This is a genomic window from Yimella lutea (assembly GCF_006715095.1).
GTDB classification, from domain to species: Bacteria; Actinomycetota; Actinomycetes; order Actinomycetales; family Dermatophilaceae; genus Yimella; species Yimella lutea.
In genome coordinates, this window is the sequence record NZ_VFMO01000001.1 from 2,536,644 (window position 1) to 2,562,416 (window position 25,773).

At 68.0% G+C, this 25,773-nt stretch carries 27 protein-coding genes and 2 pseudogenes; 6 read left to right on the top strand and 23 right to left on the bottom strand.

Annotated elements, in window-relative coordinates; translation table 11 throughout:
• Window positions 1-6: 6 nt before the first annotated feature.
• The 6 genes from rpoZ to FB459_RS12285 all read right to left on the bottom strand — a co-directional run bounded on the left by rpoZ (window position 7) and on the right by FB459_RS12285 (window position 4,492).
• Window positions 7-270, bottom strand: a complete 264-nt coding sequence (gene rpoZ, locus FB459_RS12255; protein WP_129625025.1) for a DNA-directed RNA polymerase subunit omega — start codon at window positions 268-270, stop codon at window positions 7-9.
• Window positions 271-298: 28 nt separating this feature from the next.
• A complete protein-coding gene (gmk, locus tag FB459_RS12260) occupies window positions 299-910 on the bottom strand; it encodes a guanylate kinase (RefSeq protein ID WP_141928714.1) in 612 nt (203 codons plus the stop codon).
• Entirely contained in the window at window positions 910-1,227 is a 318-nt protein-coding gene (gene mihF, locus FB459_RS12265) for an integration host factor, actinobacterial type (RefSeq protein WP_141928715.1), read from the bottom strand. The genes gmk and mihF overlap by 1 nt, the downstream gene beginning before the upstream one ends.
• A 97-nt stretch (window positions 1,228-1,324) precedes the next feature.
• A complete protein-coding gene (pyrF, locus tag FB459_RS12270; RefSeq protein ID WP_246092429.1) occupies window positions 1,325-2,206 on the bottom strand; it encodes an orotidine-5'-phosphate decarboxylase in 882 nt (293 codons plus the stop codon).
• 247 nt (window positions 2,207-2,453) lie between these two features.
• A complete protein-coding gene (locus FB459_RS12280; RefSeq protein WP_246092430.1) occupies window positions 2,454-4,061 on the bottom strand; it encodes an alanine/glycine:cation symporter family protein in 1,608 nt (535 codons plus the stop codon).
• On the bottom strand, window positions 4,061-4,492 hold the full coding sequence (locus tag FB459_RS12285) for a universal stress protein (RefSeq protein ID WP_141928716.1): 432 nt from the start codon (window positions 4,490-4,492) through the stop codon (window positions 4,061-4,063). Before FB459_RS12285 ends, FB459_RS12280 begins: the two co-directional genes overlap by 1 nt.
• A gap of 120 nt (window positions 4,493-4,612) precedes the next feature.
• Between FB459_RS12285 and FB459_RS18060 the strand changes: the two are divergent.
• From FB459_RS18060 to FB459_RS12300, 4 genes and pseudogenes are all read left to right on the top strand, one after another.
• Window positions 4,613-4,942: pseudogene (locus tag FB459_RS18060) on the top strand (LemA family protein); the annotation flags it as partial.
• Window positions 4,943-5,018: 76 nt separating this feature from the next.
• Window positions 5,019-5,270: a LemA family protein gene (locus tag FB459_RS18065; protein ID WP_281279590.1), complete on the top strand. Its 252-nt coding sequence runs from the start codon at window positions 5,019-5,021 to the stop codon at window positions 5,268-5,270.
• Between the two features lie 90 nt (window positions 5,271-5,360).
• Window positions 5,361-6,233, top strand: a complete 873-nt coding sequence (locus FB459_RS12295; RefSeq protein WP_141928717.1) for an ABC transporter ATP-binding protein — start codon at window positions 5,361-5,363, stop codon at window positions 6,231-6,233.
• A complete protein-coding gene (locus FB459_RS12300; RefSeq protein ID WP_246092431.1) occupies window positions 6,230-6,985 on the top strand; it encodes an ABC transporter permease in 756 nt (251 codons plus the stop codon). The genes FB459_RS12295 and FB459_RS12300 overlap by 4 nt, the downstream gene beginning before the upstream one ends.
• Window positions 6,986-7,105: 120 nt before the next feature.
• Here the strand turns inward: FB459_RS12300 and pyrF (FB459_RS12305) are convergent.
• From pyrF (FB459_RS12305) to FB459_RS12345, 9 genes and pseudogenes are all read right to left on the bottom strand, one after another.
• A pseudogene (gene pyrF / locus FB459_RS12305) lies at window positions 7,106-7,435 on the bottom strand (orotidine-5'-phosphate decarboxylase); the annotation flags it as partial.
• Window positions 7,436-7,462: 27 nt separating this feature from the next.
• A complete protein-coding gene (locus tag FB459_RS12310) occupies window positions 7,463-8,425 on the bottom strand; it encodes a beta/alpha barrel domain-containing protein (RefSeq protein WP_141928719.1) in 963 nt (320 codons plus the stop codon).
• Window positions 8,422-9,270 (bottom strand): iron-sulfur cluster-binding protein, encoded by an 849-nt coding sequence (locus FB459_RS12315; RefSeq protein ID WP_246092432.1) that lies wholly within the window; start codon window positions 9,268-9,270, stop codon window positions 8,422-8,424. The genes FB459_RS12310 and FB459_RS12315 overlap by 4 nt, the downstream gene beginning before the upstream one ends.
• Window positions 9,248-12,583, bottom strand: coding sequence for a carbamoyl-phosphate synthase large subunit (carB, locus tag FB459_RS12320; RefSeq protein WP_141928720.1), 3,336 nt, complete (start codon window positions 12,581-12,583; stop codon window positions 9,248-9,250). The genes FB459_RS12315 and carB overlap by 23 nt, the downstream gene beginning before the upstream one ends.
• Entirely contained in the window at window positions 12,583-13,752 is a 1,170-nt protein-coding gene (gene carA, locus FB459_RS12325) for a glutamine-hydrolyzing carbamoyl-phosphate synthase small subunit (RefSeq protein ID WP_246092434.1), read from the bottom strand. Before carA ends, carB begins: the two co-directional genes overlap by 1 nt.
• Window positions 13,749-15,065 carry a dihydroorotase gene (locus FB459_RS12330; protein WP_141928721.1) on the bottom strand — a complete coding sequence of 439 codons (1,317 nt, stop codon included), beginning with the start codon at window positions 15,063-15,065 and terminating at the stop codon, window positions 13,749-13,751. The genes carA and FB459_RS12330 overlap by 4 nt, the downstream gene beginning before the upstream one ends.
• A complete protein-coding gene (locus FB459_RS12335) occupies window positions 15,062-15,985 on the bottom strand; it encodes an aspartate carbamoyltransferase catalytic subunit (protein WP_129625019.1) in 924 nt (307 codons plus the stop codon). The genes FB459_RS12330 and FB459_RS12335 overlap by 4 nt, the downstream gene beginning before the upstream one ends.
• Window positions 15,982-16,590, bottom strand: a complete 609-nt coding sequence (gene pyrR / locus FB459_RS12340; protein WP_129625018.1) for a bifunctional pyr operon transcriptional regulator/uracil phosphoribosyltransferase PyrR — start codon at window positions 16,588-16,590, stop codon at window positions 15,982-15,984. Before pyrR ends, FB459_RS12335 begins: the two co-directional genes overlap by 4 nt.
• A 139-nt stretch (window positions 16,591-16,729) precedes the next feature.
• Window positions 16,730-16,981 (bottom strand): hypothetical protein, encoded by a 252-nt coding sequence (locus FB459_RS12345; RefSeq protein WP_141928722.1) that lies wholly within the window; start codon window positions 16,979-16,981, stop codon window positions 16,730-16,732.
• Between FB459_RS12345 and FB459_RS12350 the strand changes: the two genes are divergently transcribed.
• Window positions 16,980-17,198 (top strand): hypothetical protein, encoded by a 219-nt coding sequence (locus tag FB459_RS12350; RefSeq protein WP_141928723.1) that lies wholly within the window; start codon window positions 16,980-16,982, stop codon window positions 17,196-17,198. The genes FB459_RS12345 and FB459_RS12350 overlap by 2 nt on opposite strands.
• A 99-nt stretch (window positions 17,199-17,297) precedes the next feature.
• Here the strand turns inward: FB459_RS12350 and FB459_RS12355 are convergent, their stop codons facing one another.
• Genes FB459_RS12355 through efp form a run of 3 tightly spaced genes read right to left on the bottom strand, consistent with a single transcriptional unit; the run spans window position 17,298 to window position 19,116 of the window.
• On the bottom strand, window positions 17,298-18,110 hold the full coding sequence (locus tag FB459_RS12355) for a heparan-alpha-glucosaminide N-acetyltransferase (RefSeq protein WP_141928724.1): 813 nt from the start codon (window positions 18,108-18,110) through the stop codon (window positions 17,298-17,300).
• Window positions 18,111-18,138: 28 nt separating this feature from the next.
• Window positions 18,139-18,552 carry a transcription antitermination factor NusB gene (gene nusB, locus FB459_RS12360; protein WP_129625014.1) on the bottom strand — a complete coding sequence of 138 codons (414 nt, stop codon included), beginning with the start codon at window positions 18,550-18,552 and terminating at the stop codon, window positions 18,139-18,141.
• A 3-nt stretch (window positions 18,553-18,555) separates the two neighbouring features.
• Complete coding sequence (gene efp / locus FB459_RS12365; RefSeq protein WP_129625013.1) at window positions 18,556-19,116, bottom strand: elongation factor P; 561 nt, start codon at window positions 19,114-19,116, stop codon at window positions 18,556-18,558.
• Between the two features lie 179 nt (window positions 19,117-19,295).
• Between efp and FB459_RS12370 the strand changes: the two genes are divergently transcribed.
• Window positions 19,296-20,861 carry an FMN-binding glutamate synthase family protein gene (locus FB459_RS12370; protein ID WP_141928725.1) on the top strand — a complete coding sequence of 522 codons (1,566 nt, stop codon included), beginning with the start codon at window positions 19,296-19,298 and terminating at the stop codon, window positions 20,859-20,861.
• Window positions 20,862-20,879: 18 nt separating this feature from the next.
• On the opposite strand, the gene aroB is transcribed toward FB459_RS12370, so the two are convergent.
• From aroB to mltG, 5 genes are read right to left on the bottom strand one after another with little or no spacing between them, the layout of a single operon-like run.
• Window positions 20,880-21,947 carry a 3-dehydroquinate synthase gene (aroB, locus tag FB459_RS12375; RefSeq protein ID WP_141928726.1) on the bottom strand — a complete coding sequence of 356 codons (1,068 nt, stop codon included), beginning with the start codon at window positions 21,945-21,947 and terminating at the stop codon, window positions 20,880-20,882.
• Window positions 21,944-22,459, bottom strand: a complete 516-nt coding sequence (locus tag FB459_RS12380; protein WP_425472382.1) for a shikimate kinase — start codon at window positions 22,457-22,459, stop codon at window positions 21,944-21,946. The genes aroB and FB459_RS12380 overlap by 4 nt, the downstream gene beginning before the upstream one ends.
• Complete coding sequence (aroC, locus tag FB459_RS12385; RefSeq protein WP_141928728.1) at window positions 22,453-23,691, bottom strand: chorismate synthase; 1,239 nt, start codon at window positions 23,689-23,691, stop codon at window positions 22,453-22,455. Before aroC ends, FB459_RS12380 begins: the two co-directional genes overlap by 7 nt.
• Before the next feature lie 13 nt (window positions 23,692-23,704).
• On the bottom strand, window positions 23,705-24,553 hold the full coding sequence (locus FB459_RS12390; protein ID WP_211345186.1) for a shikimate dehydrogenase: 849 nt from the start codon (window positions 24,551-24,553) through the stop codon (window positions 23,705-23,707).
• Window positions 24,547-25,761, bottom strand: a complete 1,215-nt coding sequence (gene mltG, locus FB459_RS12395) for an endolytic transglycosylase MltG (protein ID WP_141928729.1) — start codon at window positions 25,759-25,761, stop codon at window positions 24,547-24,549. Before mltG ends, FB459_RS12390 begins: the two co-directional genes overlap by 7 nt.
• Window positions 25,762-25,773: the final 12 nt, after the last annotated feature.

Genomic DNA, 25,773 nt, shown 5'->3' on the forward strand with positions numbered 1-25,773 from the left:
TGGTGACTAGGCCTCGACCTTGTCGACGTTCAGCAGTCCGTCGTTGATCTCGCGCAGCGCGATCGACAGGGCCTTGTCGTTGATCTGGCTGTCGACCAACGGGCCGACGTACTCCAGCAGACCTTCGGACAGCTGCGAGTAGTAGGCGTTGATCTGCCGTGCGCGCTTGGCGCCCAGGATGACCAGCGCGTACTTTGAGTCGGCCACCTGCAGCAGGTCGTCGATCGGCGGGTTGGTGATGCCCTCGGGGGCAGCCTTGGTGCCAGACACGAAGAAGCTCTCGTTTCGTTCGGGGTTTTTAATGCGTTGCGCGGGCCGCAGAAGCGTGCCGCTCCATCAAGTCTACGAGTTCTGCGGCGGCAACCCCAACATCCTCGTTGACGATGGTGGCGTCGAACTCCTTCTGGGCAGCCAGTTCGGCGCGCGCGGTCTCCAGCCGGACGGCCTGTTCCTGCGCGGATTCGGTGCCGCGGCCGATGAGTCGGTGCACCAGTTCGTCCCAGCTGGGCGGCGTCAGGAACACGAAGAAGGCGTCCGGCATCCGTTCGCGCACCTGGCGTGCACCCTGCAGGTCGATCTCGAGCAACGGCAGGCGGCCGGCTTCGATCGCGTCCTGCACCGGACGGCGCGGGGTGCCGTAACTGGCCCGGCCGTGCACGATCGCGTACTCCAGGAGTTCGTCCTGTTCGGCCATCCGGTCGAACTCGGCCTGGCCGACGAAGTGGTAGTGGACGCCGTCGACCTCACCGGGACGCGGGGCCCGTGTGGTGACCGAGACCGACAGCCACACCTTGGGGTAGTTCTGCCTGATGTAGGCCGCGACAGTGCCCTTCCCGACGGCGGTCGGGCCGGCCAGCACGAACAGGGGCGCCGCGCCGGACGGGGATGAGGTGGAGGCGGTGGTCGACATCAGCGCTTCTCGAAACGCTCCAACAGAGCGGCGATCTGGTGGTTGCCCAGACCGCGCAGCCGACGGGTCGAGGCGATCCCGATCTCGTCCATGATCTGCGCTGCGCGGACCTTGCCGACGCCGGGCATGGACTCCAGCAAGGCGGACACCTTCATCTTGCCGATGATCTCGTCGTTGCGACCGCTGTCGATGACCTCTTGCAGCGATCCCTGCGAGTTCTTCAGCCGGTTCTTCACGGCGGCGCGTCTGCGCCTGGCCTCCGCCGCCTTCGCCAGAGCCTCGGCGCGCTGCTCAGGCGTCAACTGGGGAAGTGCCACGTGCAATCTCCTTGGGCCACAGAGGTGTTCAGGTCTATCGATCGCCGCTCGATCCTGACCGACGCTCGCTCGACGCCCGAAGGCGTCCGGTCAGACCCTAGCCCAGGGCCGCGGCGGCGTGGGTCGCGGTCGCACGCAACGCCTCCCGCAGACAAGCAGCGTCCGGACCGGCCGCGAGCACCGCCCGGGACGCCGACGGCAGCACCTGTGCGGATGCCGCACCGAAGGCGCGAGCGATGTCCTCGACGGTCGCGCCCTGCGCCCCGAGGCCCGGCGCCAGCAGCGGCCCGCGACAGTGTTCGAGGGCGTCGCCCAGACCCAGATCGGCGATGTCCTCGCCGGTCGTCGCGCCGACCACCAGCCCGATGTCGGCGACCCGCCGGTCGGCCGGGGTCGCGTCGTTGAGGTCGGCGACCGCGTCGATCACCGTCTGCGCTACCGTGCGCCCGTCGCGCTGCCGTGCGTGTTGCACCTGCGCGCCCTCTGCATTGCTGGTGAGCGCGAGCACGAAGATGCCGGAGCCGGTCGCACGCGCGAGTTCGAACGCCGGCTCGAGACTGTCGACGCCGAGGAACGGGCTCACCGTGATGGCGTCCGCCCGCGTCGGCGCCGCCGGCCCCAGGTGCGCCGCGGCGTACGCGTCCATCGTGCTGCCGATGTCGCCCCGCTTGACGTCGAGCAGGCTCAACGTCCCGGCCGCACGCAGCCCGGCCAACGTCTCTTCCAGGACGGCGACGCCGGGCGATCCGAATCGTTCGAAGAAGGCCGCCTGCGGTTTGACGATCGCTGCGTGCCCACCGAACGCCTCGACACATCGCAGCGCGAACTCACGCAGACCGTCGACATCGTCGGTCAAACCCCAGTCCCGTAGCAGAGCCGCGTGCGGGTCGATGCCGACACACAACGGACCGTGCTGGTTCATGGCGGCGCTGAGGCGTGAGCCGAAGGTCTGCATCGAGGTTTGGGTCGAGGTCTGCATCGTTCACCCTTCGTGAGCGAGCCCGACGAGGTCGAGCACGCTGTCGATTCCGTTGTGACTCAAGTATTCTGACAGACCATCGACGACGGAGCGCGCGCTGGACGGATCGTGCAGCAGAGCCGCGGCGGAGAAGTTCGCGGATGCCGGGCTGGAGTACCGGCACGTCTTCGGCCTCGCTGACCTCGGCCTCGCCTGAAACAGCAGCAGGGCCCGACGGCGAACCGTCGGGCCCTGCGCCGTGCGGAGCTCAGTGCCGGTCGGCGAACTCCTTGATCTCGCCGGAGGCCAGACGTGCCCGGTAGTGCGAGAACTCGCGCCGGATGACGTTGCGCAACAGGTAGAGACCGATCAGGTTGGGGATGCTCATCATGAAGATCATCGAGTCCGAGAAGTCGATGACCGAGCCGAGGCTGGCGATCGAACCCAGGACGGTGAAGCCGAGGAAGATGACCTTGAAGACGTTCTCCGCCAACGGGTTGTCACCGAACAGGTACCCGGTGGCCTTCATGCCGTAGTACGACCAGCTGATCATGGTCGAGAAGGCGAAGAGCACCACGGCGACCGCGAGGACCTTCGGGAACCACGGCAGGACCGAGGCGAAGGCGTTCGAGGTCAGGGCCACACCGCCGAGTTCGGAGGCAGCGGGGTCAAGGTAGGCCTTGGTGATGATGATCGTCAACGCCGTCATCGTGCAGATGACGATGGTGTCGATGAACGGCTCGAGCGACGCCACGAAGCCCTCGGTCGCGGGCTCCTTGGTGCGCACCGCGGAGTGGGCGACCGAGGCCGAGCCCAGACCGGCCTCGTTGGAGAACGCCGCCCGCTGGAAGCCGACGATCAGGGCGCCGATGACGCCGCCCGCTGCGCCCTCGCCGGTGAAGGCGCCGTCGAGGATCGCCCCGAAGGCCGCCGGGACCTCCCCGAAGTTGCCGAGGAGCACGATGAGGCAGGCACCGAGGTAGAGGATCGCCATGAACGGCACGATCTTCTCGGTGACCTTGGCGATGCTCTTGATGCCGCCGATGATCACCGCGCCGACGGCGGCGGCGAACAGCAGGCCCATGATCCAGGTGTTGCGGCCGAGGAAGCTCTCCTCGCCCCCGACCTGGCTGACGATCTGGGCGGTGGCCTGGTTGGACTGGAACATGTTGCCGCCACCGACCGCGCCACCGATCATGCAGACGGCGAAGAACGCGGCCAGACCCTTGCCCAGGCCCGGCTTGCCGAGGTCCTTCACGGCATCCCGGAGGTAGTACATCGGGCCACCGGAGACGGTTCCGTCGGCGTGCTCCTGGCGGTACTTGACCCCGAGCATGCACTCGGCGGCCTTCAGGCTCATGCCGAGGAAGCCCGCGACGATCATCCAGAACGTCGCGCCGGGACCGCCGATGGCGATGGCGATGGCGACACCGGCGATGTTGCCGAGACCGACGGTGCCCGACACCGCGGTGGCGAGGGCCTGGAAGTGCGACACCTCACCGGCGTCGTTGGGGTCGGAGTACTTGCCGCGCACGAGGTCGATCGCGTGCTTGAAGCCGCGCACGTTGATGAAGCCGAGCCAGATCGTGAAGAAGATCGCGGCCGTGATGAGCCAGATGACGACGATGCGGATCGTGTACTCGCCATTGGCGGACGGGCCGTAGAAGACCAGGCCGGTGATCCACCCCGACACCTTGTCGAACAGCGTGGCGTCCGGTGCGAACTCGGGGACCGGGCTCGGGAAGGTGATCGGCTTCGGTGAGAGCGCGAAGATGACGACGTAGAAGGCGGCGACGACTGCGCCGATGATGCCGAGGGTCTTGGTGGCCGACCCCATCTGCGGGGTCTCGCTGTCACGCATGGTGTTCTCTCCCATCAGGGCACCACCGTCACGGGAACGCTGGCGTGCTGAGCCAGGCGGTTGGCCACGCTGCCGAACACGGCGTCGCGCAGCCCCGAGTCGCCGGTGCGGCCGACGATGATGTGCACGGCGCCGGACTCCGCGCTGATGTCGAGCAACGTCTCGGATGCCTTGCCGTGGCGCACGATCTCCTCGTGGGGCACCCCGCCACGCTCGCAGATCTCGACCATGGGCGCGATGACCTGTTCGGTCGCCGCCTCGAGTTCACGCTGCCGTTCACGGTGCCGGTGCTCGTTCTCGCTGGCGGTCTGGAAGGAGAACGGTGTCCAAGGGATCACGTGGACGAGGACGATCTTCCAGTGGTTCTTCTGGGCGCGATCAACGGCGAACTCCGCCGCGCGGGTGGAGGCCTCACTGTTGTCGACGCCGACGACGATGGTGTCCATGGGAGGGCCAATCTGTCGGTGCGGACTGGTCAGGTCCAAGGCAGGCTACCGCAGTGTGACCGCGGACACACCTGCTGGCATCTACGCTTGAGGCAGTTACCCGTCTCCTCGAGGAGTCCCATGACAGCCGCCCTTGTCATCGTCATCGCCATCGTGGTGCTGCTCATCGCCGTCGTCGGCTGGGCCATCGCGACGTACAACGGCCTCATCAAGCTGCGCAACCTGGTGCAGGAGGCCTGGCGCCAGATCGACGTCGAGCTCACCCGCCGGCACGACCTCATCGGCAACCTCGTCGAGACGGTCAAGGGCTACGCAGCCCACGAGCGCGGCACGCTCGAGGATGTCATCAAGGCCCGAGCTGGTGCCATGGCGCCCGGCCAGTCCCCGGCGCAGCAGGCCGAGAGCGAGAACATGCTGAGCCAAGCCCCCGGACGGCTGCTCGCCATCGCCGAGGCCTACCCCGACCTGAAGGCCAACCAGAACTTCATGGCGCTGCAGGCCGAGCTCACCCTCGACCGAGGACCGGATCGCCTCGGCCCGCCGCTACTACAACGCCACGGTCCGCGACCTCAACACCAAGGTCGAGACGGTGCCGAGCAACATCATCGCCGGCGTGTTCACCATCTCCCGGGCCGAGTACTTCGAGGCCGTCGGGGAACAGCGCGAGGCCCCCAAGGTCGACTTCGGGCAGCGTGAGGCCGTCATCCCGCCGCCGAGCGGGTATGCCGGTGGCTCCGGCAACGGCCCCCAGGACACGCCCCCCGCACCCCAGGCCTGACTCCGCGGGTCCCGGGTCCACCGGGTGGTGGACCCGGCATCCACTGCATGGGTGTTCCAGCCCACGCTCCCGGGCGGGCAGTCTGGACCCATGGACGACGCAATCACGATCAGGGGCCTGCGCAAGGCCTATGGCGGGCGGGCCGCCGTCGACGGGCTCGACCTCGACATCCGCACGGGGGAGGTGTTCGCGCTCCTCGGACCCAACGGGGCCGGGAAGACGACCACCGTCGAGATCGCCGAAGGATTTCGCAGCCGTGACGCCGGCGAGGTCCGCGTGCTCGGCACGGACCCCGAGGGAGCGGGGCGTTCCTGGCGCAACCAGATCGGCATCGTCACGCAGACCTCGGCGGGCCTGGACCTGTTGACCCCCCGCGAGGCACTCGCGAGCACGGCGAAGGTCTACTCCGACCCCCGCGACGTCGACGAGGTGATCGCCGCCGTCGGGCTCGCCGACAAGGCCGACACCCGCATCGTGGGGCTGAGCGGTGGCCAGCGACGCCGCCTCGACGTCGGCCTGGGGATCGTCGGTGGGCCCGAGCTGATCTTCCTCGACGAGCCGACCACCGGGTTCGACCCGCAGGCCCGGCGCGACTTCTGGACCCTCATCCGCGCGTTGGCCGACCAGGGCACGACGATCCTGCTCACGACCCACTACCTGGACGAGGCCGAAGAGCTCGCGGACCGGGTCGGCGTCATCGCCGCCGGTCGCCTCCTCGTCCTCGACACCCCTGCGGCGCTGGGCGGGCGGGGCACGTCGGAGGCCACGGTCACGTGGGAGGAGGACGGCATCCGACGGAGCATGCGAACCGCGACGCCGACCGCGGAGGTGGCCCGGCTCGCAGCCCGGATGCCGGGTGGCGAGGTCCCCGGCCTCACCGTCACCAGACCATCGCTCGAGGACTCCTACCTCACCCTCATCGCCCCCCACATCACCGACGACACCACGGAGGTGGCGTCGTGAACGCGCTCGCCCTCGGGCTGGACCGCACCATCCTCGAGCTGAAGATGTACTCGCGCGAGAAGGAGTCGGTGTTCTTCTCCTTCCTGTTCCCGATCCTGCTGCTGAGCCTGTTCTCGGTCATCTTCTCGGCCCAGTTCGAGGAAGGGGCAGGCCAGGACGCGATGACCGCGGGCCTGTTCTTCATGCCGGGCATGCTTTCGGCCGGTGTGCTCCTCACGAGCTTCCAGACGATGGCCCTGTCGATCGCCACCGAACGTGACGACGGCACGCTCAAGCGGCTGCGCGCCACCCCCATGCCGTCGGTGGCGTACTTCCTGGGCAAGGTCGGACTCGTCGGCGTGACCTCCGTGCTGCAGACGGTGTTGCTCCTCGTCGTGGCGACGCTGTTCTTCGACGTCGACCTGCCGACCGACCCCGAGCGCTGGGCCGTCTTCGTGCTCGTCTTCGGGCTCGGCGTCTTCAGCGGCACGGTGCTCGGCATCGCGTACTCCTCGCTGGCGACGTCCCGCTCGATCGGGGCCGTCGTCATCGGGCCGATGCTCGTGCTCCAGTTCATCTCGGGCGTCTACATCGCCTTCGACGACGTGCCCACGTGGTTGCAGCAGGCCGCCGCCATCTTCCCGCTCAAGTGGATCGCCCAGGGTATGCGCTCGGTGTTCTTCCCGGCCGAGATGGCGGCCGGCGAGATGGCCGGGTCGTGGGAGACCGGCAAGACGGCCCTCGTCCTCCTGGCGTGGGCATCGCGGGCCTGATCCTGTGCGTCACGACGTTCCGCTGGTTCAAGCGCGGAACGACGTGAGCGCGGGCCGGGGATGATGGTGGCCGTGAGCACGACCGAGCGGACGTCGCGCGAGGAGTTCGGCGCGATGTGGCGCCGCGGCGTACGCGTCCATCGTGCTGCCGATGTCGCCCCGCTTGACGTCGAGCAGGCTCAACGTCCCGGCCGCACGCAGCCCGGCCAACGTCTCTTCCAGGACGGCGACGCCGGCCGATCCGAATCGTTCGAAGAAGGCCGCCTGCGGTTTGACGATCGCTGCGTGCCCACCGAACGCCTCGACACATCGCAGCGCGAACTCACGCAGACCGTCGACATCGTCGGTCAAACCCCAGTCCCGTAGCAGGGCCGCGTGCGGGTCGATGCCGACACACAACGGACCGTGCTGGTTCATGGCGGCGCTGAGGCGTGAGCCGAAGGTCTGCATCGAGGTTTGGGTCGAGGTCTGCATCGTTCACCCTTCGTGAGCGAGCCCGACGAGGTCGAGCACGCTGTCGATTCCGTTGTGACTCAAGTGTTCTGACAGACCATCGACGACGGAGCGCGCGCTGGACGGATCGTGCAGCAGAGCCGTGCCCAACTGCACGGCGGTGGCTCCGACGGCGAGCGCCGCGAGTGCGTCCGCCGCGCTGCTCACTCCCCCGACGGCAACCAGATGCACGGGAGCCAGACGTCCCGAACGGACGGCGGCACGCAGGTCCCAGATCGCGCGCAACGTGACCGGCAGGATCGCCGGGCCGGACAGGCCACCGCTGGGGGCAGCGACGTCGATGTGCTGGTGCGGACCGAAGGGACGACCGATCGCACGCAACGGGCTGCCGACCACGATCGCCGTCGCGCCGGCCTTCACGCACCCACGGGCGATGTCGGCGACGTCCGTGACGTCGGCGCTGAGCTTCGCGAGCAGCGGCACCGAGCGCGGGAGCTCCTCGCGCACCCGGGCCACCGCTTTGGTCGCCTGGAACTCGTCGTGCGAGAACGGCCGTCCGGAGTTCTTCGCGTCGGGGCACGCCAGGTTCATCTCGACAGCTGCGACCCTGCGCATGAGCGAGTTGCGCCGCAATCCCTGTGCTACTTCGGCGCATTCGCCGATCGTCGTGCCCGCGATCGACACCACGACCTGCCCGATCGCATCATCGTCCCATGGCAACGCGGTCGGTCGCAATCGGTCGACGCCCAACGAGGGACGCTCGGTGGGTGCGAGCAGACCGCTCGCCGACTCCCGCAGCACCCCGCGTCGTGAGGCCGGTCGGGTGCTGGCGGTCATCGACGGAGTGACGATGGCCGCGAGATCGTCGGCGATGCCCAGGCGTTTGAGTTCGCGCCCGAAGGCCACGCAACCGGAGGCACCCATCACCGGGTGTTTCAGACGCAACCCGCCGACGTCCACCGCGAGCGCGTCGAGTGCGGCGCTCATGACGTGACCACGGTCGAGATGCCGGACAGGTCCTGCAGGTACAGCGGCCAACGCACCCGGTCGGCACGAAGGACAGCGCCCTCGGTACAGCAACGGATCGAATGCCGGTCGCCCGATTTCGACTGCACCGGCACCTCGCAGCTACCGCACAGTCCTGTGCCACAGGGCATTTCCTCGTCGATGCAGCACTGGACGACGACACCGAACGGCTGCGCCACCGCGGCCACTGAGGCCAGGTGCGGCGCTCTGCCGGCCGCGTAGACCACCGACGCCTCACCGGTGCGCAGCAACTGACGCACGGCCGCGGCCACCTGCTCCGACAGGCCGGTGTCAGCTGACGGCAGCACGACGGACACGTTGCCGACGATGCGGCGTGCCTCGACGACTCCCACCAGGTGCCGGTCATCGGTGCCGCCCAGCACCAGGTCGATCCGGCAGCCTCGATCACGCAACTGGCCGGCGAGCCAGCTCAGCGAAGCAGCACTGGCACCCACCCCGACGACGACCGCATCGACCGCGCTCGACGGCAACGGGAACGGCCGACCGATCGGCCCGATGAGGTCGACCTCGTCGTGGGCTCGGCGTTCGGCAAGCCACCGGACGCCGGCGTCACCGTCGGAGTCGACGATGATCTCGACCGTGCCGCCGTACGTGCCACTGGGTGACGCGTTGCTGATCGGGACGGTGCGTCGCCCGACCAGCGCCGAGGCGTGACCACCGACCGCGGCGGACACGAACTGACCCGGCTTGGCGATGTCGGCGATCTGCGGCGCGACCAGTGTCAGGTGCCGGAACGCGCCCATCCGCCGGGTCGCGATGACCTCAGCTTTGCTGGTGACCAGCACCCGCTGCGCCCGTCCGGCCGTACAGGTCGAGATCCGCGGCGTGAGCCTGCAGCGGCTTCACCCGGATCTCCCCCGTCTGCAACGACTCGATGCCCTGCACCGCGGCACCGAGTTCCTGCACGGTGGTGATGATCGGCCGGTCCATGCTGGTCGTCGCCGCACGAATCGCGTAGCCGTCCGCCCGTGCTCCACCGCCCGAGGGCGAGTTGAACACCATGTCGACCTCGCCGGCGAGGATGCGGTCGACGATCGTCGGTTCACCGTCCGCGCCGCGTCCGAGACTGTGCTTGCGCACCACCTGTGCCGGAATTCCGTTGCGGCGCAAAACTTCTGCCGTACCGCCGGTCGCCATGACGGTGAACCCGAGGTCGGTCAGCCGCTTCACCGGGAAGATCATCGCGCGCTTGTCACGGTTCGCGGCGGAGACGAAGACCACGCCGGACGTCGGCAATCCGCTGATCGCGCCGAGTTGGGCCTTGGCGAACGCCGAGCCGAAGTCGCGGTCGATACCCATGACCTCACCGGTCGAACGCATCTCCGGGCCGAGCAGGCTGTCGACGACGTCGCCCTCCCGGGTGCGGAAGCGCTTGAACGGCAGCACCGCCTCCTTGACGGAGATCGGCGCGTGGCTCGGCAGTTCTGAGCCGTCGCCGGTCTGTGGGAGCAGCCCTTCGTCGCGCAGCTGCTTGATGCTCGCGCCCAGCATCACGCGTGCGGCCGCCTTCGCCAGCGGCACTCCGGTCGCCTTGGCGACGAACGGCACGGTGCGGCTGGCCCGGGGGTTGGCCTCCAGCACGTAGAGGATGTCCTGCGCGAGGGCGAACTGGACGTTCATCAGCCCACGGACGCCGATGCCTTCGGCGAGACGACGGGTGGACTCGCGCACCCGTTCGATCTCCTGCGCGCCGAGCGTGACCGGCGGCAGGGTGCAGGCGGAGTCACCGGAGTGGATACCGGCCTCCTCGATGTGCTCCATGATGCCGCCGAGGTACATCTCGTTGCCGTCGAAGAGCGCGTCGACGTCGATCTCGATGGCGTCGTCCAGGAAGCGGTCGACCAGCACCGGGTGTTCCGGCGAAGCGGTCGTCGCCCGGGTGACGTACTCGCGCAACGTGTCGTCGTCGTAGACGATCTCCATGCCGCGTCCACCGAGCACGTACGAGGGCCGCACCAGCACCGGGTAGCCGATGTCGCTCGCGACCTCGACCGCCTCGGCGGCGCTGTAGGCGATGCCGTGCTTGGGCGCCGGGAGGTTGGCCTCGGCGAGCACGCGTCCGAAGGCTCCGCGGTCCTCGGCGAGATCGATCGCCTCGGGCGAGGTGCCGACGATCGGCACACCTTCGTCCTTGAGTGCCTTCGCCAGCCCGAGCGGCGTCTGCCCGCCGAGTTGCACGATCACACCGGCGATCGGGCCGGCCTGCTTCTCGGCGTGGAAGACCTCGAGGACGTCCTCCAGCGTCAGCGGCTCGAAGTAGAGCCGGCTGGAGGTGTCGTAGTCGGTTGAGACGGTCTCGGGGTTGCAGTTGACCATGACCGTGTCGAAACCCGCTTCGCGCAGAGCGAACGACGCGTGCACGCAGGAGTAGTCGAACTCGACTCCCTGACCGATGCGGTTGGGCCCGGACCCGAGGATGAGGACGGCCGGCTTCTCGCGCGGCGCGACCTCGTTCTCCTGGTCGTAGGTGGAGTAGTGGTAGGGGGTGGACGCCTGGAACTCCGCCGCGCACGTGTCGACCGTCTTGAACACCGGACGCACACCGAGCGCGTGACGGACGCCGCGGACGACCGCCTCCGGGGTGCCGGTGAGCTGCGCCAACTGGCTGTCGGAGAAGCCGTGCCGCTTCGCCAGGCGCAGCAGCTGCGGGGTGAGCCGGTCGGCCTGTTCCACCTTCGTGGCGATCTGGTTGATCAGCTCGATCTGGTCCAGGAACCACGGGTCGATACCGGTCGCGTCGTGCACTTCCTGCACAGACAACCCGGAACGCAACGCCTGCTGCACCAGGACGATTCGCCCGTCGGTCGGTGTCTTCGCCTGCTCCAGCAGTTCGCGACCGGCCTCGATGGTCGGCGCGATGTCCTTGCGCCAGTGGAAGGTCGCGTCCTTGCGCTCCATCGAACGCAGCGCCTTCTGCAGGGCCTCGGTGAAGTTGCGGCCGATCGACATCGCCTCGCCCACCGACTTCATCGTGGTGGTCAGCGTCGGGTCGGCCGCAGGGAACTTCTCGAACGCGAACCGCGGCACCTTGACCACCACATAGTCGAGCGTCGGCTCGAAACTGGCCGGGGTCTGCTCGGTGATGTCGTTCGGCACCTCGTCGAGCGTGTAACCGATCGCCATCTTGGCCGCGATCTTGGCGATCGGGAATCCCGTTGCCTTGGAAGCCAATGCGGACGATCGCGAGACTCGCGGGTTCATCTCGATGACGATGATGCGTCCGTCGGCGGGGTTGACCGCGAACTGGATGTTGCACCCGCCGGTGTCGACACCGACCTCGCGGATCACGGCGATGCCGATGTCGCGCAGCTTCTGGTACTCGCGGTCGGTGAGCGTCAGCGCCGGGGCGACGGTGATCGAGTCGCCGGTGTGCACGCCCATCGGGTCGAGGTTCTCGATCGAACACACCACCACGACGTTGTCGGCGTGGTCACGCATCACCTCGAGTTCGTACTCCTTCCAGCCGAGGATCGACTCCTCCAGGAGCACCTCGGTGGTCGGGCTGTACTGCAGACCGGCGCCGGCGATGCGACGCAGGTCATCCTCGTCGTAGGCGAAACCAGAGCCGAGACCGCCCATCGTGAACGACGGACGGACGACGACCGGGTAGCCGAGTTCCTTTGCGGCGTCGAGGCATTCGTCCATGGAGTGACAGATCTTCGACTTCGCCGACTCGGCGCCGCAGCGCTCGACGACACCTTTGAACCGTTCCCGGTCCTCACCGAGTTCGATCGCCTCGACGTTCGCACCGATCAGCGGACAGTTGTACTTCTCCAACGTCCCGCGCTCGTGCAGGGCGATCGCCGTGTTGAGGGCGGTCTGGCCCCCGAGGGTGGCCAGCACCGCGTCCGGGCGTTCCTTGGCGATGATCGCCTCGACGACGTCCGGGGTGATCGGCTCGACATAGGTGGCGTCGGCGAACTCCGGGTCGGTCATGATCGTCGCCGGGTTGGAGTTGACCAGGACGACCCGGATCCCCTCCTCGCGCAGCACCCGGCAGGCCTGGGTGCCGGAGTAGTCGAACTCACAGGCCTGACCGATGACGATCGGGCCGGAGCCGATCACCAGGACCGACTTGATGTCCTCGCGCTTGGGCATCAGTGCTTGCCTCCTGCAGTGGTTTCGAGCAGTTCGACGAAGCGGTCAAACAGGTATGCGGCGTCGTGCGGACCGGCGGCAGCTTCCGGGTGGTACTGCACCGAGAACGCTGGGATGTCCAGGCACTCCAGGCCCTCCACCACGTCGTCGTTAAGACACACGTGGGAGACGCGGACGCGTCCGAACTCGGCGCCGGCCGGGGCCTCGACGTCCCCGTCGAGGGGCGCATCGACCGCGAAGCCGTGGTTGTGCGCGGTGATCTCGACCTTGCCGGTGCGACGGTCCATCACCGGTTGGTTGATGCCACGGTGGCCGTACTTCAGCTTGTACGTGCCGAACCCGAGCGCTCGCCCGAGCAACTGGTTGCCGAAGCAGATGCCGAAGAACGGAATCCCGGCGCGCAGCACCTCGCGCAGCACCTCCACCTGCGGGGCCGTCGCCGGGTCACCCGGGCCGTTGGAGAAGAAGACGCCGTCGGGCTTCACGGCCCGGATCTCATCGATGGTCGAGGTCGCCGGAAGCACGTGGACCTCGATGCCTCGCTCGGCCATCCGCTGCGGGGTCATCGCCTTGATGCCCAGGTCGAGCGCGGCCACGGTGAACCGCTTGTCCCCCACTGCCGGCACGACGTAGGCCCGCTCGGTGGAGACCTCGGACGCCAGTTCGGCCCCGGCCATCAACGGCTGCTCGGCAACCTTCTCGACGAGGTCGCCCTCGATGTCGTCGGGTCCGGAGAAGATCCCGACCCGCATGGCCCCCCGCTCGCGCAGGTGACGGGTGAGCGCCCGGGTATCGACGCCGCAGATGCCGACCACATCCTGCTCGCGCAGGTCGTCCTCGAGCGTGCGCTGCGAGCGCCAGTTCGACGGGCGCAGGGCGGGGTCACGCACCACGTAGCCGCTCACCCAGATGCGCTTGCTCTCGGCGTCGTCGTCGTTGACGCCGGTATTGCCGACGTGCGGCGCGGTCATGACCACGACCTGCTTGTGGTAGCTGGGGTCGGTGAGTGTCTCCTGGTAGCCGGTCATGCCGGTCGAGAAAACGGCCTCTCCGAACGTGCTGCCCACGGCACCGTAGGCCTCACCCTCGAACCTCGTGCCGTCCTCCAGCACGAGCACCGCCCGCTCCCTCTCGTCGAGCGAGCGGGTTTGGTTCACAACGGAATTCACGAGTTGACCTCTCCATCGAGCACAGTGGCGCGACCGCGCAGGAAGGTGGCGACCACCTGTCCGTGCAGGGTGCGTCCGTGCCACGGGTTGTTGCGGGACAGCGACTGCGAGGCAGCGCCGTCGATGACGACCTGACCTTCCGGATCGAAGAGCACCAGGTTGGCCGGCTCCCCTTCGGCGAGCGGGCGCCCTTGACCGGCGAGCCCGGCGATCCGTGCGGGTGCACCGGACATTCGGTCGGCGACCCCCGCCCAGTCCAACGTGCCGTCCCGGTGCATCACCGTGTTGACCACCTGCAGCGCCTGCTCCAGACCCAACATGCCGAAGGCTGCCTCGCCGAACGCGTGCTCCTTGTCGTGGCGCGCGTGCGGGGCGTGATCGGTTGCGACGGCATCGATCGTGCCGTCGGCGAGCGCCTCGCGCAGCGCCTGCACGTGCTGGTTCGGGCGCAGCGGCGGGTTCACCTTGAACGTCGGGTCGTAGGTAGCCAGCAGGTCCGTGGTCAGCATCAGGTGGTGCGGTGTGACCTCGGCGGTCACCTTGATGCCCTGAGCCTTCGCCCAACGGATCACCTCGACCGAACCGGCCGTCGACACATGCGCCACGTGCACCCGAGAGTTCGTGTGCCGGGCGAGCATCACATCGCGTGCCACGATGACTTCTTCGGCGACGACCGGCCAGCCGGGCAGTCCCAGGCGTCCGGACAGTTCGCCCTCGTGACAGCAAGCCTGTCCGTCGGCCAGGCGCGGGTCCTGACTGTGCTGGGAGATGACTGCGTCGAAGGCCCGGACGTACTCCAACGCGCGGCGCATCAGCCGGGCGTCGTGTACGCACTTGCCGTCGTCGGAGAAGACGTTGACCGCGGCGCTGCTGCGGTGCATGAGGCCGAGTTCGGCGAGTTCCTCGCCGGCCAGGCCCTTGGTCACGGCGCCGACGGGATGAACGTCGACCAGACCGCAGCGGCGGCCCAGGTCGTGGATGTGCTCCGCGGCCTCGGCGGTATCGGTCACCGGGTTGGTGTTCGCCATCGCCAGGACGGCGGTGAACCCACCGGCCGCCGCGGCGGCGGATCCGGTGGCGACCGTCTCGGCGTCCTCCCGGCCGGGCTCGCGCAGGTGGGTGTGCAGATCGACCAGTCCGGGCAATGCGACCAGGCCGTCCGCGTCGAGCACGATCGCGTCGGCAGGTGCGTCGATCGAGCCGAGCCCACGGATCACACCGTCGGCCAGCAGCAGGTCGCCGGCTCCGCGGCCGAGGATGTCAGCACCCTTGATCAGGTAGGCGCTGCTTTCGGTGGTGTCTTCGGTGCTCACGCGTTTCCTCCGAGCAGGTGGTACAGAACGCTCATCCGGACGGCGACACCGGCGGACACTTGGTCCAGGATCGCCGAACGGGCTTCGTCGGCGGCGTCGGCCGCGATCTCCAGGCCCCGGTTCATCGGGCCGGGGTGGCAGATCACCGCATGCTCCGGCAGCTTGCGCAATCGGTCGCGGGTCAGGCCGTAGCCGATGGTGTACTCACGGGGCGTCGGGAAGTAGCCGCCGCTCATCCGTTCCTTCTGCACCCGCAACATCATCGCGACGTCGATCGTCGGCAGCACGGGGTCGAGCTCGCCGGTGATCGAGAATCCCTCCGCCGCGGCCCAATCGGAGATACCACTCGGCATCAACGTCGGCGGCGCGACCAGCGTGATCTGCGCTCCGAGCGTGCGCAGCAGCAGCAGATTGCTGCGCACGACGCGCGAGTGGGTGAGGTCGCCCACGATCGCGACGTGTTTGCCTTCGAGGTCGCCCAGCCGGCGACGCATCGTGTACGCGTCCAGCAGGGCCTGGGTGGGGTGTTCGTGCGTACCGTCGCCCGCATTGACAATGGCGGCATTGACCCACCGGGCCACCTGTGCGGGGGCACCACTGGCGTGGTGGCGGATGATCAGCCCGTCGACCCCCATCGAGGCGACGGTCATGACGGTGTCGCGCAGCGACTCGCCCTTGCTGACGGAGGAGCCCTTCGCCGAGACGTTGATGACGTCGGCGGACAACCACTTGCCGGCGATCTCGAAGGAAGATCGGGTGCGGGTGGAGTCCTCGAAGAAGAGGTTCACGACCGTCCGTCCGCGCAACGCGGGCAGCTTCTTGACATCGCGGTGCTGCACGTCGTGCATCTGCTCGGCGGTGTCGAGCAGCTCGAGCACCTGGTCCTTGGACAGATCGGCGGCCGAGAGTAGGTGCTTCATCGCTGGTCCCCCTCGCTCATGTCGGCCTTTCCGGCGTCGATGCGCACTTCGTCCTCGACATCGTCGAACTCGGTCAGTCGCACGTACACCCGCTCCTGGCTGGACGTGGGCAGGTTCTTCCCGACGTGGTCGGCGCGGATCGGGAGTTCACGGTGACCACGGTCGACCAGCACGGCGAGCCGGACGGCGCGCGGCCGGCCGAGGTCACCGAGTGCGTCCAGTGCCGCTCGAACGGTACGGCCGGAGTACAGCACATCGTCGACCAGCACCACGACCCTGTCATCGACCCCGCAGTCCGGAATGGTCGTCGGCAACGCGGTGCGCACCGGGTTGCGGCGCAGATCGTCGCGGTACATCGTCACGTCGAGCGTGCCGACGGGCACCTCGGTGCCTTCGACCTCGCGCAGGGAGTCGGCCAGGCGTGTGGCGAGTACCGCTCCGCGGGCCGGGATACCGAGCACGACGAGGTCATCGGCTCCCTTGTTGTGCTCGACCACTTCGTGGGCGATCCGGCGCAGCGCGCGCTGAATGTCGCTGGAGTTGAGGACTACTCGACCCGTGGAAGAGGTGCCTTCGGACGGGGAGTCTGTTGAGTCAGGACGCATGGCGTCAGGACCTCCTTCGCCGCCTCACAGGACGGAATCGTTAAAGGATGTCGAGCGCGTGCGAGCCTAGCCGAGATCCGACTGCCGGTCGCACCCGGTACCGACAGGCGGGCGGTCCCGACCAAGCATCACGACCTGCTTAAACGATTCGGTCGGCCTTCGCGGGCGCGAGGATCAGCAACGGCTCCTTCGGGACCGAGTTGACATAGTCGGCGACCTCGCCGTCGAACTTCACGGCAGTGCTCGCGATCTGAGCCAGGCGCCCACGTGGCACATCACCCACGACGACGAAACGACCCTGCCGCACGCTGGACATGCCGTGCGCACTCATATCGACCTCGTCGCTCAGGCCCCAACGCAACAGCGCCTCGCCCACCGGGTCGCGTGTCATGGATGTCGATGCCGTCGCCGGTCTGGTCGACGTGCTGGCGGACGCCGTCCTCAGCGCCGTCGAGCTGGGGGAGAATCCGCCGCTCGATGTGCCGGCCGAGGTGGTCACCGGGGACGTCGAGGCGGCCGTGCCTGCTGAACGATCACCACTTCAGCCGGTGGCGAGTACACCCGCCAGCAGTACTGCCACCACGCGGGCCCGGCGGGCTCGCCGGTGAGGGTTCATGCGGTGCGATTCCCCCGGGGATTGAGACAGGTCGGCAGACCTTATCGTGCAGATGCTCTCGGCGACCGGGACTTGGGCACGTTGAGGGCTCTTAGATGAGTTCGAGCAATACAAGCAGGGACAGAGCGCCGAACAGCACAGGCTGGTGGGCAAGGTAGATGGCGAGTGTGTGCCGCCCGAGTGTCTGCGACGCGGTCGAGACCGGGCCGGTGGGCTGCCAGGACGCCACCCGGTCCCGCAGTGCGTCATTGCCGAGCAACGTGCGGGTGAGGACGAGGCCGAACAGCGACAGCGCGAACATAGGCAGCAGTGGTTGCACGTCGAGACTCGGCGAGAGCGTCGGCGTCAGACCCGTCCAGGTGACCCAGCGCGATGTCGAGTCGATGGAGACGATCGCCGGAAGCGCCGCGCTGATCAGAGCCGCGCCGATCGCCACCAACCGCGAGGCCCGAAGGAAAGGCAGGAGCAGCACGCTGGTGAGCGCGATGTTCTGCAGGATCCCGAAGGTCACCATGAACTGGGGCGCCAGGACGAGGCTCACCGCGGTGATGGCGTACGCGGCGGCGAGCAGCTTGAGCAACCGTCGTCCGAATGTCCGAAGGTCGACCGAATGCCGGTGTGCCAGAGCGAGACTCACGCCGGTGAGCAACAAGAAGGTGCCGGCGATGACGTGTCCTGTCATGCGCCCCGACGGCGTTCGGGCCCAGTGCTCGGTGACGCCGAAATGGCCGAGGTCCCACACCAGGTGGTAGAGCACCACCGCCACGATCGCGACACCACGAACGACGTCGACGATCGCCCAACGCGCCGTGCGGGCAGCCCTGCAGGCAACTGCTGTCGATTGTTCGGGGGCGAGCGCGGTCACGTCAGCTGCGACGGCGCTGCTGCGCGCGCGGTTCCGCACTCGTCCTCCCCCGAACCTCCGGTCGTTTCTAGACCAGTGTGTCCTTGACCTCGGCCAGCCGGTTGAGCAAGCCGTTGACGAACTTCGGCGACTCGTCGGTCGACAGCTCGGTGGCGAGGCCGACGGCCTCGGCGATCGCCACGCGGTCGGGCACCTCGTCGTTGTAGAGCAACTCGAACGCGCCGATGCGCAACAAGTTGCGGTCGACGGCGGGCATCCGGTCCAGCGGCCAGTCCTTGGCGTACGTGGTGAGTGCGTCGTTGATCGCCGCCCAGTTGCGCACGACTCCACGCACGAGGTCGCCGGTGTATTCCGGCAGCGGCGCCGGGGTCACCGGCGCCTCGACCCGCTCGTCGAGCAGGGTCACCGCGTTCACGCCACGCTGCTCGGCCTCGAAGAGCAGGTCGAGTGCGCGCTTACGCGCCTTGGTGCGAGCACCCATACGTCAGTTCACGCGGCCGAGGTACGAACCGTCGCGGGTGTCGACCTTGACCTTCGTGCCCGTCTCCAGGAACAAGGGCACCGAGATCTCGGCGCCGGTCTCCAACGTCGCGGGCTTCGTGCCGCCGGTGGAGCGGTCACCCTGCAGGCCCGGTTCGGTGTGGGTGATCTCCAGGACGACGGCGGCCGGGAGCTCGACGTACAACACGGTGCCCTCGTTCTGGGCGACGATGGCTTCCTGGTTCTCCAGCAGGAAGTTCGCTGCATCGCCGACGGTCTCGGCGGGGATGTTGATCTGGTCGTAGGACTTCACGTCCATGAAGACGTAGTCGTTGCCGTCCTTGTACAGGTACTGCATGTCGGAGCGGTCGACATTCGCGGTCTCGACCTTGACGCCGGCGTTGAAGGTCTTGTCGACGGTCTTGCCGGACAGGACGTTCTTGAGCTTGGTGCGCACGAAGGCCGGGCCCTTACCGGGCTTGACGTGCTGGAACTCGACGACCGACCACAGCCCGTTGTCGATCTTGAGGACCATTCCGTTTTTCAGGTCGTTCGTGGATGCCACGCGCGGTTCACTTTCATCGTCGAGGTCTGGGCAGCGACCAGCAATGGTCGACCGACCCGGGAACTGGACCATGGTACCGGCGGCACACCGGTGCTCCGGTCACGCGTCCGATCAGGCGCCGGTCATACTTGTCGGGGCCAGCAGGCTCGGACGAGGCGCGCAGACGGCAGACTTCCCTCATGAACCGTTCGCTGATCGCCGCCGTGCCGTTGATGGCAGCCGCCGGAGTTGCCGCCCGCGACGTGCTGCAGCGCAAGCACTCCCTGCTTCGCAACTTCCCGCTGATCGGTCATGCCCGCTACGCGATCGAGGCAATCGGTCCGGAGATGAGGCAGTACGTCGTGGCGTCGAACGACGAGGAACGGCCGTTCAGCCGCGACCAGCGCGCCTGGATCTACGCCTCCGCGAAGGGCGAGAACAACTACGTCGCGTTCGGCACCGACAACAACGTCGAGACCGAGGAGGGCTACTCGATCATCAAGCACCGCACATTCAGTCCGACTCCCCCTCCGACCGGCGCCCACGTCGGGAACGACGTCGTCCTGCCCAGCGCGAAGATCCTCGGCGCGCCCCGCGGACGCGCGAAGGCGTTCCGGCCGGGCAGCGTCGTGAACGTGTCGGCGATGAGCTTCGGATCGTTGTCCGGCAACGCGATTCACGCCCTCAACGCCGGCGTGAAGCAAGCCGGCGCCCTGCACAACACCGGTGAGGGCGGGCTGTCCAAGCACCACCGTCAGGGCGGGGACCTGATCTTCCAGATCGGCACCGGTTACTTCGGCTGTCGGGACGAGCACGGCCGGTTCGACATCGATCGGCTCGCAGCTCTGGTGGAGTCGGCACCCGTCCGCGCCGTCGAGATCAAACTGTCGCAGGGCGCCAAGCCCGGCCTGGGCGGCGTGCTGCCGGCCGCCAAGGTCAGCCAGGAGATCGCCGAGATCCGGGGCGTCCCGGCCGGTCAGGACGTCATCAGCCCGTCCCGGCACGCGGAGTTCGGCGACGTCGATTCGATGCTCGACTTCGTCGAACTCATCGCGCAACGCACGGGTCTGCCGGTGGGCATCAAGTCGGCCGTCGGCGACCTCGCCTTCTGGGACGAACTGGCGGCGACCATGGCCGACGGTCAGCGCGGTGTCGACTTCGTCACCATCGACGGCGGCGAAGGCGGCACCGGTGCCGCACCGCTGGTCTTCAGCGACGCGGTGGCGCTGCCGTTCCTGATCGGGTTCACCCGGGTGTACGCCCGGTTCGCGAGGACCGGCATCACCGATCAGCTCACATTCATCGGCTCCGGGAAGCTGGGTCTGCCGCGCAATGCGGCCGTTGGTTACGCGCTCGGCATCGACATGGTCAACGTCGCCCGCGAAGCGATGCTCGCGATCGGCTGTTTGCAGACCCAGAAGTGCCACAAGGACACCTGTCCCACCGGTGTCGCGACTCAGAACAAGTGGCTGGAGCGCGGCCTCGACCCGGAGCTGAAGGCGGTCCGCGTCGCCAATTACCTGCGCGCGATGCGCCGTGACCTGCTCAAGGTGAGCGAGGCCGTCGGCGTCATGCACCCGAGCCTGCTCGAACAGGACGACGTCGAGCTCATGCTCGGCACCCGGAAGGGCACGCCGGTCGGCGAGATCTACGAGTACGAGCCGGGCTGGGGACGCCTGGGCGAACCGTGGCGATCCCAGATCGACGAACTCATGGTCGGCGAACCCACCGGTGGCTCCGCTCCCCCGTCGGCCACCGCGCAATGATGCGCCGAACGGTGGGACTCAGCTGACCGCGTCGTACGCCTCGCGCAGCCACTGCGGGTCGGGACCCTCGAGGCGCGCCGGCTCGGCGATGTCGGTGAGCACCACGAAACGCAAAGTGGCTCCGCGCGTCTTCTTGTCCCGCGACATGGCGGTCAGCAGTTCGTCCCACCGACCGGGTTCGTAGCGGGTCGGCAGCCCGACAAGGTCGAGGATGCGGCGGTGCTCGGCGACGATCGTCTCGTCCAACATGCCTGCGCGGCAGGCCAGTTCGGCGACGTACACCATGCCGACCGCAACGGCGTCACCGTGCCGCCACCGGTAGTGCTCCACCTGCTCGATGGCGTGGGCGAACGTGTGGCCGTAGTTGAGAATCTCCCGCAGCGAGGATTCGCGCGGGTCGGCGGCCACCACACGCGCCTTGACGGCGACAGCTCGCGAGACGAGTTCGGGCAACACCTCGCCGTCGACGTCCAAGGCCGCCTCGGGGTCGCTTTCGATCAGACGAAGGATCTGCGGGTCGGCGATGAAACCGCACTTGATCACTTCGGCGAACCCGGCAACCAGGTCGGCCCACGGCAAGGTGTGCAGCAGATCCAGATCGCACACCACAGCGGACGGGGAATGGAACGCACCGACGAGGTTCTTGCCCTCGGCCGTGTTGACCCCGGTCTTGCCACCGACCGCGGCATCGACCATGCCGAGCAGGGTGGTGGGCACCTGCACCACAGGAACTCCCCGCAACCAACCGGCCGCGACGAATCCGCCGAGATCGGTGGTGGCACCGCCGCCAAGGGCAACGACGACATCGGTGCGGGTGAAGCCTGCCTGTCCGAGGGTCGCCCACAGGTCGGCGGCGACGCCGATCTGTTTGGCCGACTCGGCGTCGGGCAGGACGCGAACCACCACCTGGCGGTCACCGGTTCGCAACGAGGCTGCGACTTGTTCGGCTTTGTCAGCCACGGCGGGGGCGTGCACGAGCAGGACCCGCATCGCGTCCCCGACGTGGTCGGCGACCTGGTCGGCGACTCCACGTCCGATGAATACCTCGTAATCGTCACCGACCCGTATCACCTTGGTGCCACTCATGATTCGCGCGCGAACCAGGCGTTCACCTGCTCGACGACCTGCTCGGGCGTGCACCCTGCGGTGTCGATGCGGACGCTCGCGAGCGACTCATAGGTAGGACGGCGCTCGTTCATCAACCGGGTCCAGGTGGCGCGCGGGTTGACGGCGAGCAACGGTCGGGAGGCATCGAAACCGATGCGTCCCGATGCGTCCGAGATCGAGACGTCGAGAAAGACGACATGGTGACCACTCAGGAGTTCGGCGACGCTCGGCTGCATCGGCGCTCCCCCGCCGAGCGCGACGACGCCCGCACCGTCGAGGGCTCGGGCGACCGCGTCGGCCTCCATGCGGCGGAACGCAGGCTCGCCGTCCTCGACGAAGATGTCGCTGATCGTGCGACCGTCGGTCTGCTCGACGAGCGCGTCGGTATCGACGAACTCCGTGCCGAGCGTCTGCGCCAGGTGCGCCCCGACCGTCGACTTGCCCGCCCCCGGCGGGCCGATCAGCACAACCGTAGGACGAACAGTCACGATCCCTCCTGCGACTCGAAGGACTTCATCAGCTCGGGAATCGCGTCGAGATAGGCGCGGTGGTTGCGGGCCGTCTCGGCGACGCTGTCGCCGCCGAACTTCTCCACGCATGCCTCGGCGAGCACAAGAGCCACCATGGCTTGCGCCACGACCCCCGCCGCCGGCACCGCGCACACGTCAGAGCGCTGGTGGATCGCCGTCGACGCCTCCCCCGTACTCACGTCGACCGTACGCAGCGCACGCGGGACGGTGGAGATCGGCTTCATCGCGGCACGCACCCGCAGCGGCTCGCCCGTCGACATGCCACCTTCGGTACCTCCCGCGCGGTTGGAGGCCCGCCGGATCACTGCGTCGGTGCGGTCGATCTCGTCGTGGGCCGCGGATCCGCGACGAGCCGCGGTGAGGAAGCCGTCGCCCACCTCCACACCCTTGATCGCCTGGATCCCCATCAAGGCACCGGCCAGCCGCGCGTCGAGGCGGCGGTCCCAGTGCACGTGCGAACCGAGGCCCGGGGGTAACCCGTACGCCAGCACCTCGACCACCCCACCGAGCGTGTCGCCGTCCTTCTTCGCCGCGTCGACCTCGGCCACCATCGCAGCGGATCCGTGCGGATCCAGCGAGCGAACCGGGTCGGCATCGAGCGCCTCGACATCGGCCGGGACCGGCAGCGAAGTATCGGGCGCCGAACCGGCGGTACCGATCGAAACGGTGTGCGAGACCAGTTCGATGCCGTATGCCTGCTCCAGGAACGCTTCGGCCACCGCTCCCAGGGCCACGCGTGCCGCGGTCTCGCGTGCGGAGGCACGTTCGAGAATGGGGCGCGCCTCGTCGAACCCGTACTTCTGCATACCGACGAGGTCGGCATGGCCCGGACGCGGACGGGTCAGCGGACGGTTACGGGCGAGCTCCTGCGGCGCACCGATGTCGTCTGCGGCAGCGATCGCGCCCTCGTCGACCGGGTCGGTACCCATGACGGCCTGCCATTTGGGCCATTCGGTGTTGGCGATCGTGATCGCGATCGGCGACCCGAGGGTGCGACCGTGGCGCACACCGCCACCGAAGGACACCTCGTCCTGCTCGAACTTCATCCGCGCCCCCCGACCATGGCCGAGACGGCGGCGGGCCAGAGCAGCCTGCAGATCGGACGAGGACACCTCGACCCCTGCGGGCAATCCTTCGAGAACGGCGGTCAGGCACGGCCCGTGGGACTCACCTGCGGTCAACCAGCGCAACATGTGCGCGATCTTTTCACGCCTCGCGGGCCGCGAGTGCAGCGTGTCCAGCCTGCTGGACGGCATTCAGCGGCGGAACCCGGCCGGTCATCAACTCGACCTGTCGCACAGCCTGGTGGATCAGCATCTCCAGACCGGAGACGACACGAGCGCCGGTGTGCTCACCCGAATCGGCGAAGGCGGTCGGCCAGCCGGCGTAGACGGCGTCCATCCACACCGTTCCGGTCCGGGCACGCACCGGACTCGCGCTTGCCACCCCCGCGAAGCCGTCCGCGCCGCCGGGCGGGAGGGTACTGATGACCAGGTCGTATCCGTGTGCGTGCACGCCGGCGTCGGTCAGTGAGACGACGTCGGTGGTCATTGCGTGATCATTGGCTTGGGCGAGTGTCGAGGCGCGCGCGTCCTTGCGGACGGCGAGGGTCACGTCCAGCACGCCGAGTTCGGCCAGTGCGGCCAACACCGACCGGGCAGTCGCGCCCGAACCCAGCACGAGTGCACGGCCAGTCGCGGCCGTTCCCACCCCGGCGTCCTGCAGAGCGGCGACCACCCCGTGGACGTCGGTGTTGTAGCCGTGCCAACCCGACTCGGTGGGGACAAGCGTGTTGACCGCACCGGTCTGGAGCGCGATCGGATCACAGTGCGCAGCGAGGACGAGCGCCTCCTCCTTCAACGGCATCGTGAGGGAGAGACCCGCCCACTCCGTACCGAGGGATCCGACGAACTCCGCCAGGGCGGACTCGTCGACCTCGAACCGCTCGTAGCGCCAGTCGTCCAACCCCAACGCCTCGTACGCCGCCCGGTGGAGCACCGGCGACAGCGAGTGCTCGATCGGCGAACCGAGCACTGCCGCCCGACGGATCAGCACTTGCCCGGATTGTTGCGGCACCAGGCCTGGAACTCACGAACATTCTTCAGGTGGGCGCCGTAGTCGGTCTCGAACTTCGTCTCGCCGGTCTCCTGGTTCACCGTCACGAAGTAGAGCCACGGTCCGGTGGCGGGCTTGGCCGCTGCCTTGAGCGCTTCCAGACCCGGGTTGTTGATCGGGCCAGGGGGCAGACCCGGATGCTTGTAGGTGTTGTACGGGCTGTTGTCGTTACGTTCCTTGTCGGTGGTGGTGACGGTGCCGCGCTTCTGGGTGATGTAGTGGATCGAGGAGTCCATCTGCAGCGGCATCCCCTTCTCCTCGCGGTTGTCGATCACGCGCGCCACCTTCGCGCCGTCGGCACCCAGCCGCGACTCACCTTGGACGAACGACGCCACGATCACGGTCTTGCGCAACTGGTCCGCCGGAACACCCAGCTGGTTCAGCTGCTTCTTACCCAGTGCGACCATCGCCTTGAGCTGCTCGGACGCGGTCGCGCTCGGCTCGAACTCGTAGGTGGAGGGGAACAGGAAGCCTTCGAGCTTGCCGTCAGCGGCCGGCGGGAGGCCGAGCGCCTTCGGATCGACCTTCTTGTACTCGGCCACCGGAACACCGGTCTGCTTGGAAAGGGTCGCGAAGATCTCGCTCACCCACATGCCCTCACGCACTGTCACGCCCTTGGACATGCGGGTTGCGGGGTCGAGCAGCAGGTTGAGCGCCGACTGCGAACTCATCTGCTTCTTCATCTTGTACGTGCCGGGCTGCACCTTGGAGAACTCCGGGTTCGCCCCGGCGACGGAGGCGAAGGTTCCGGCGGACTTCACGACGCCGGCCTCCTTCAGAGCGACCCCGATGGCATGGCCGGAGTCACCCGGCTTGACCTTGACCTCGACCGTACCGGTGCCCTCACCCGCGTAATCACCACCGCCGGATCTGCCTGCGCCGATGCTGGGAATGAGGTCGGTGCCCACGGTCTTGAGAGCCAGCCCGAAACCACCGAGAACCAGCACGCTCGCGAGAGCCATCACCAGGCAGGAGCGGTTGCGACGGTTCGGACCCTCGGGGTTGTCAGCCTGCGCGAACGGACGCATGTCACGCGCCTGCGCACGCGATTGCGCGGCCGGCTCCCGCCGGTCGGGAAGTTTCCCGGCCGGCTGCCCGCGGTCTTCTCCCTCTCCGAAGATCGAATCGGACAGACGGGAGTCGTTCATCAAGTGCCCTTC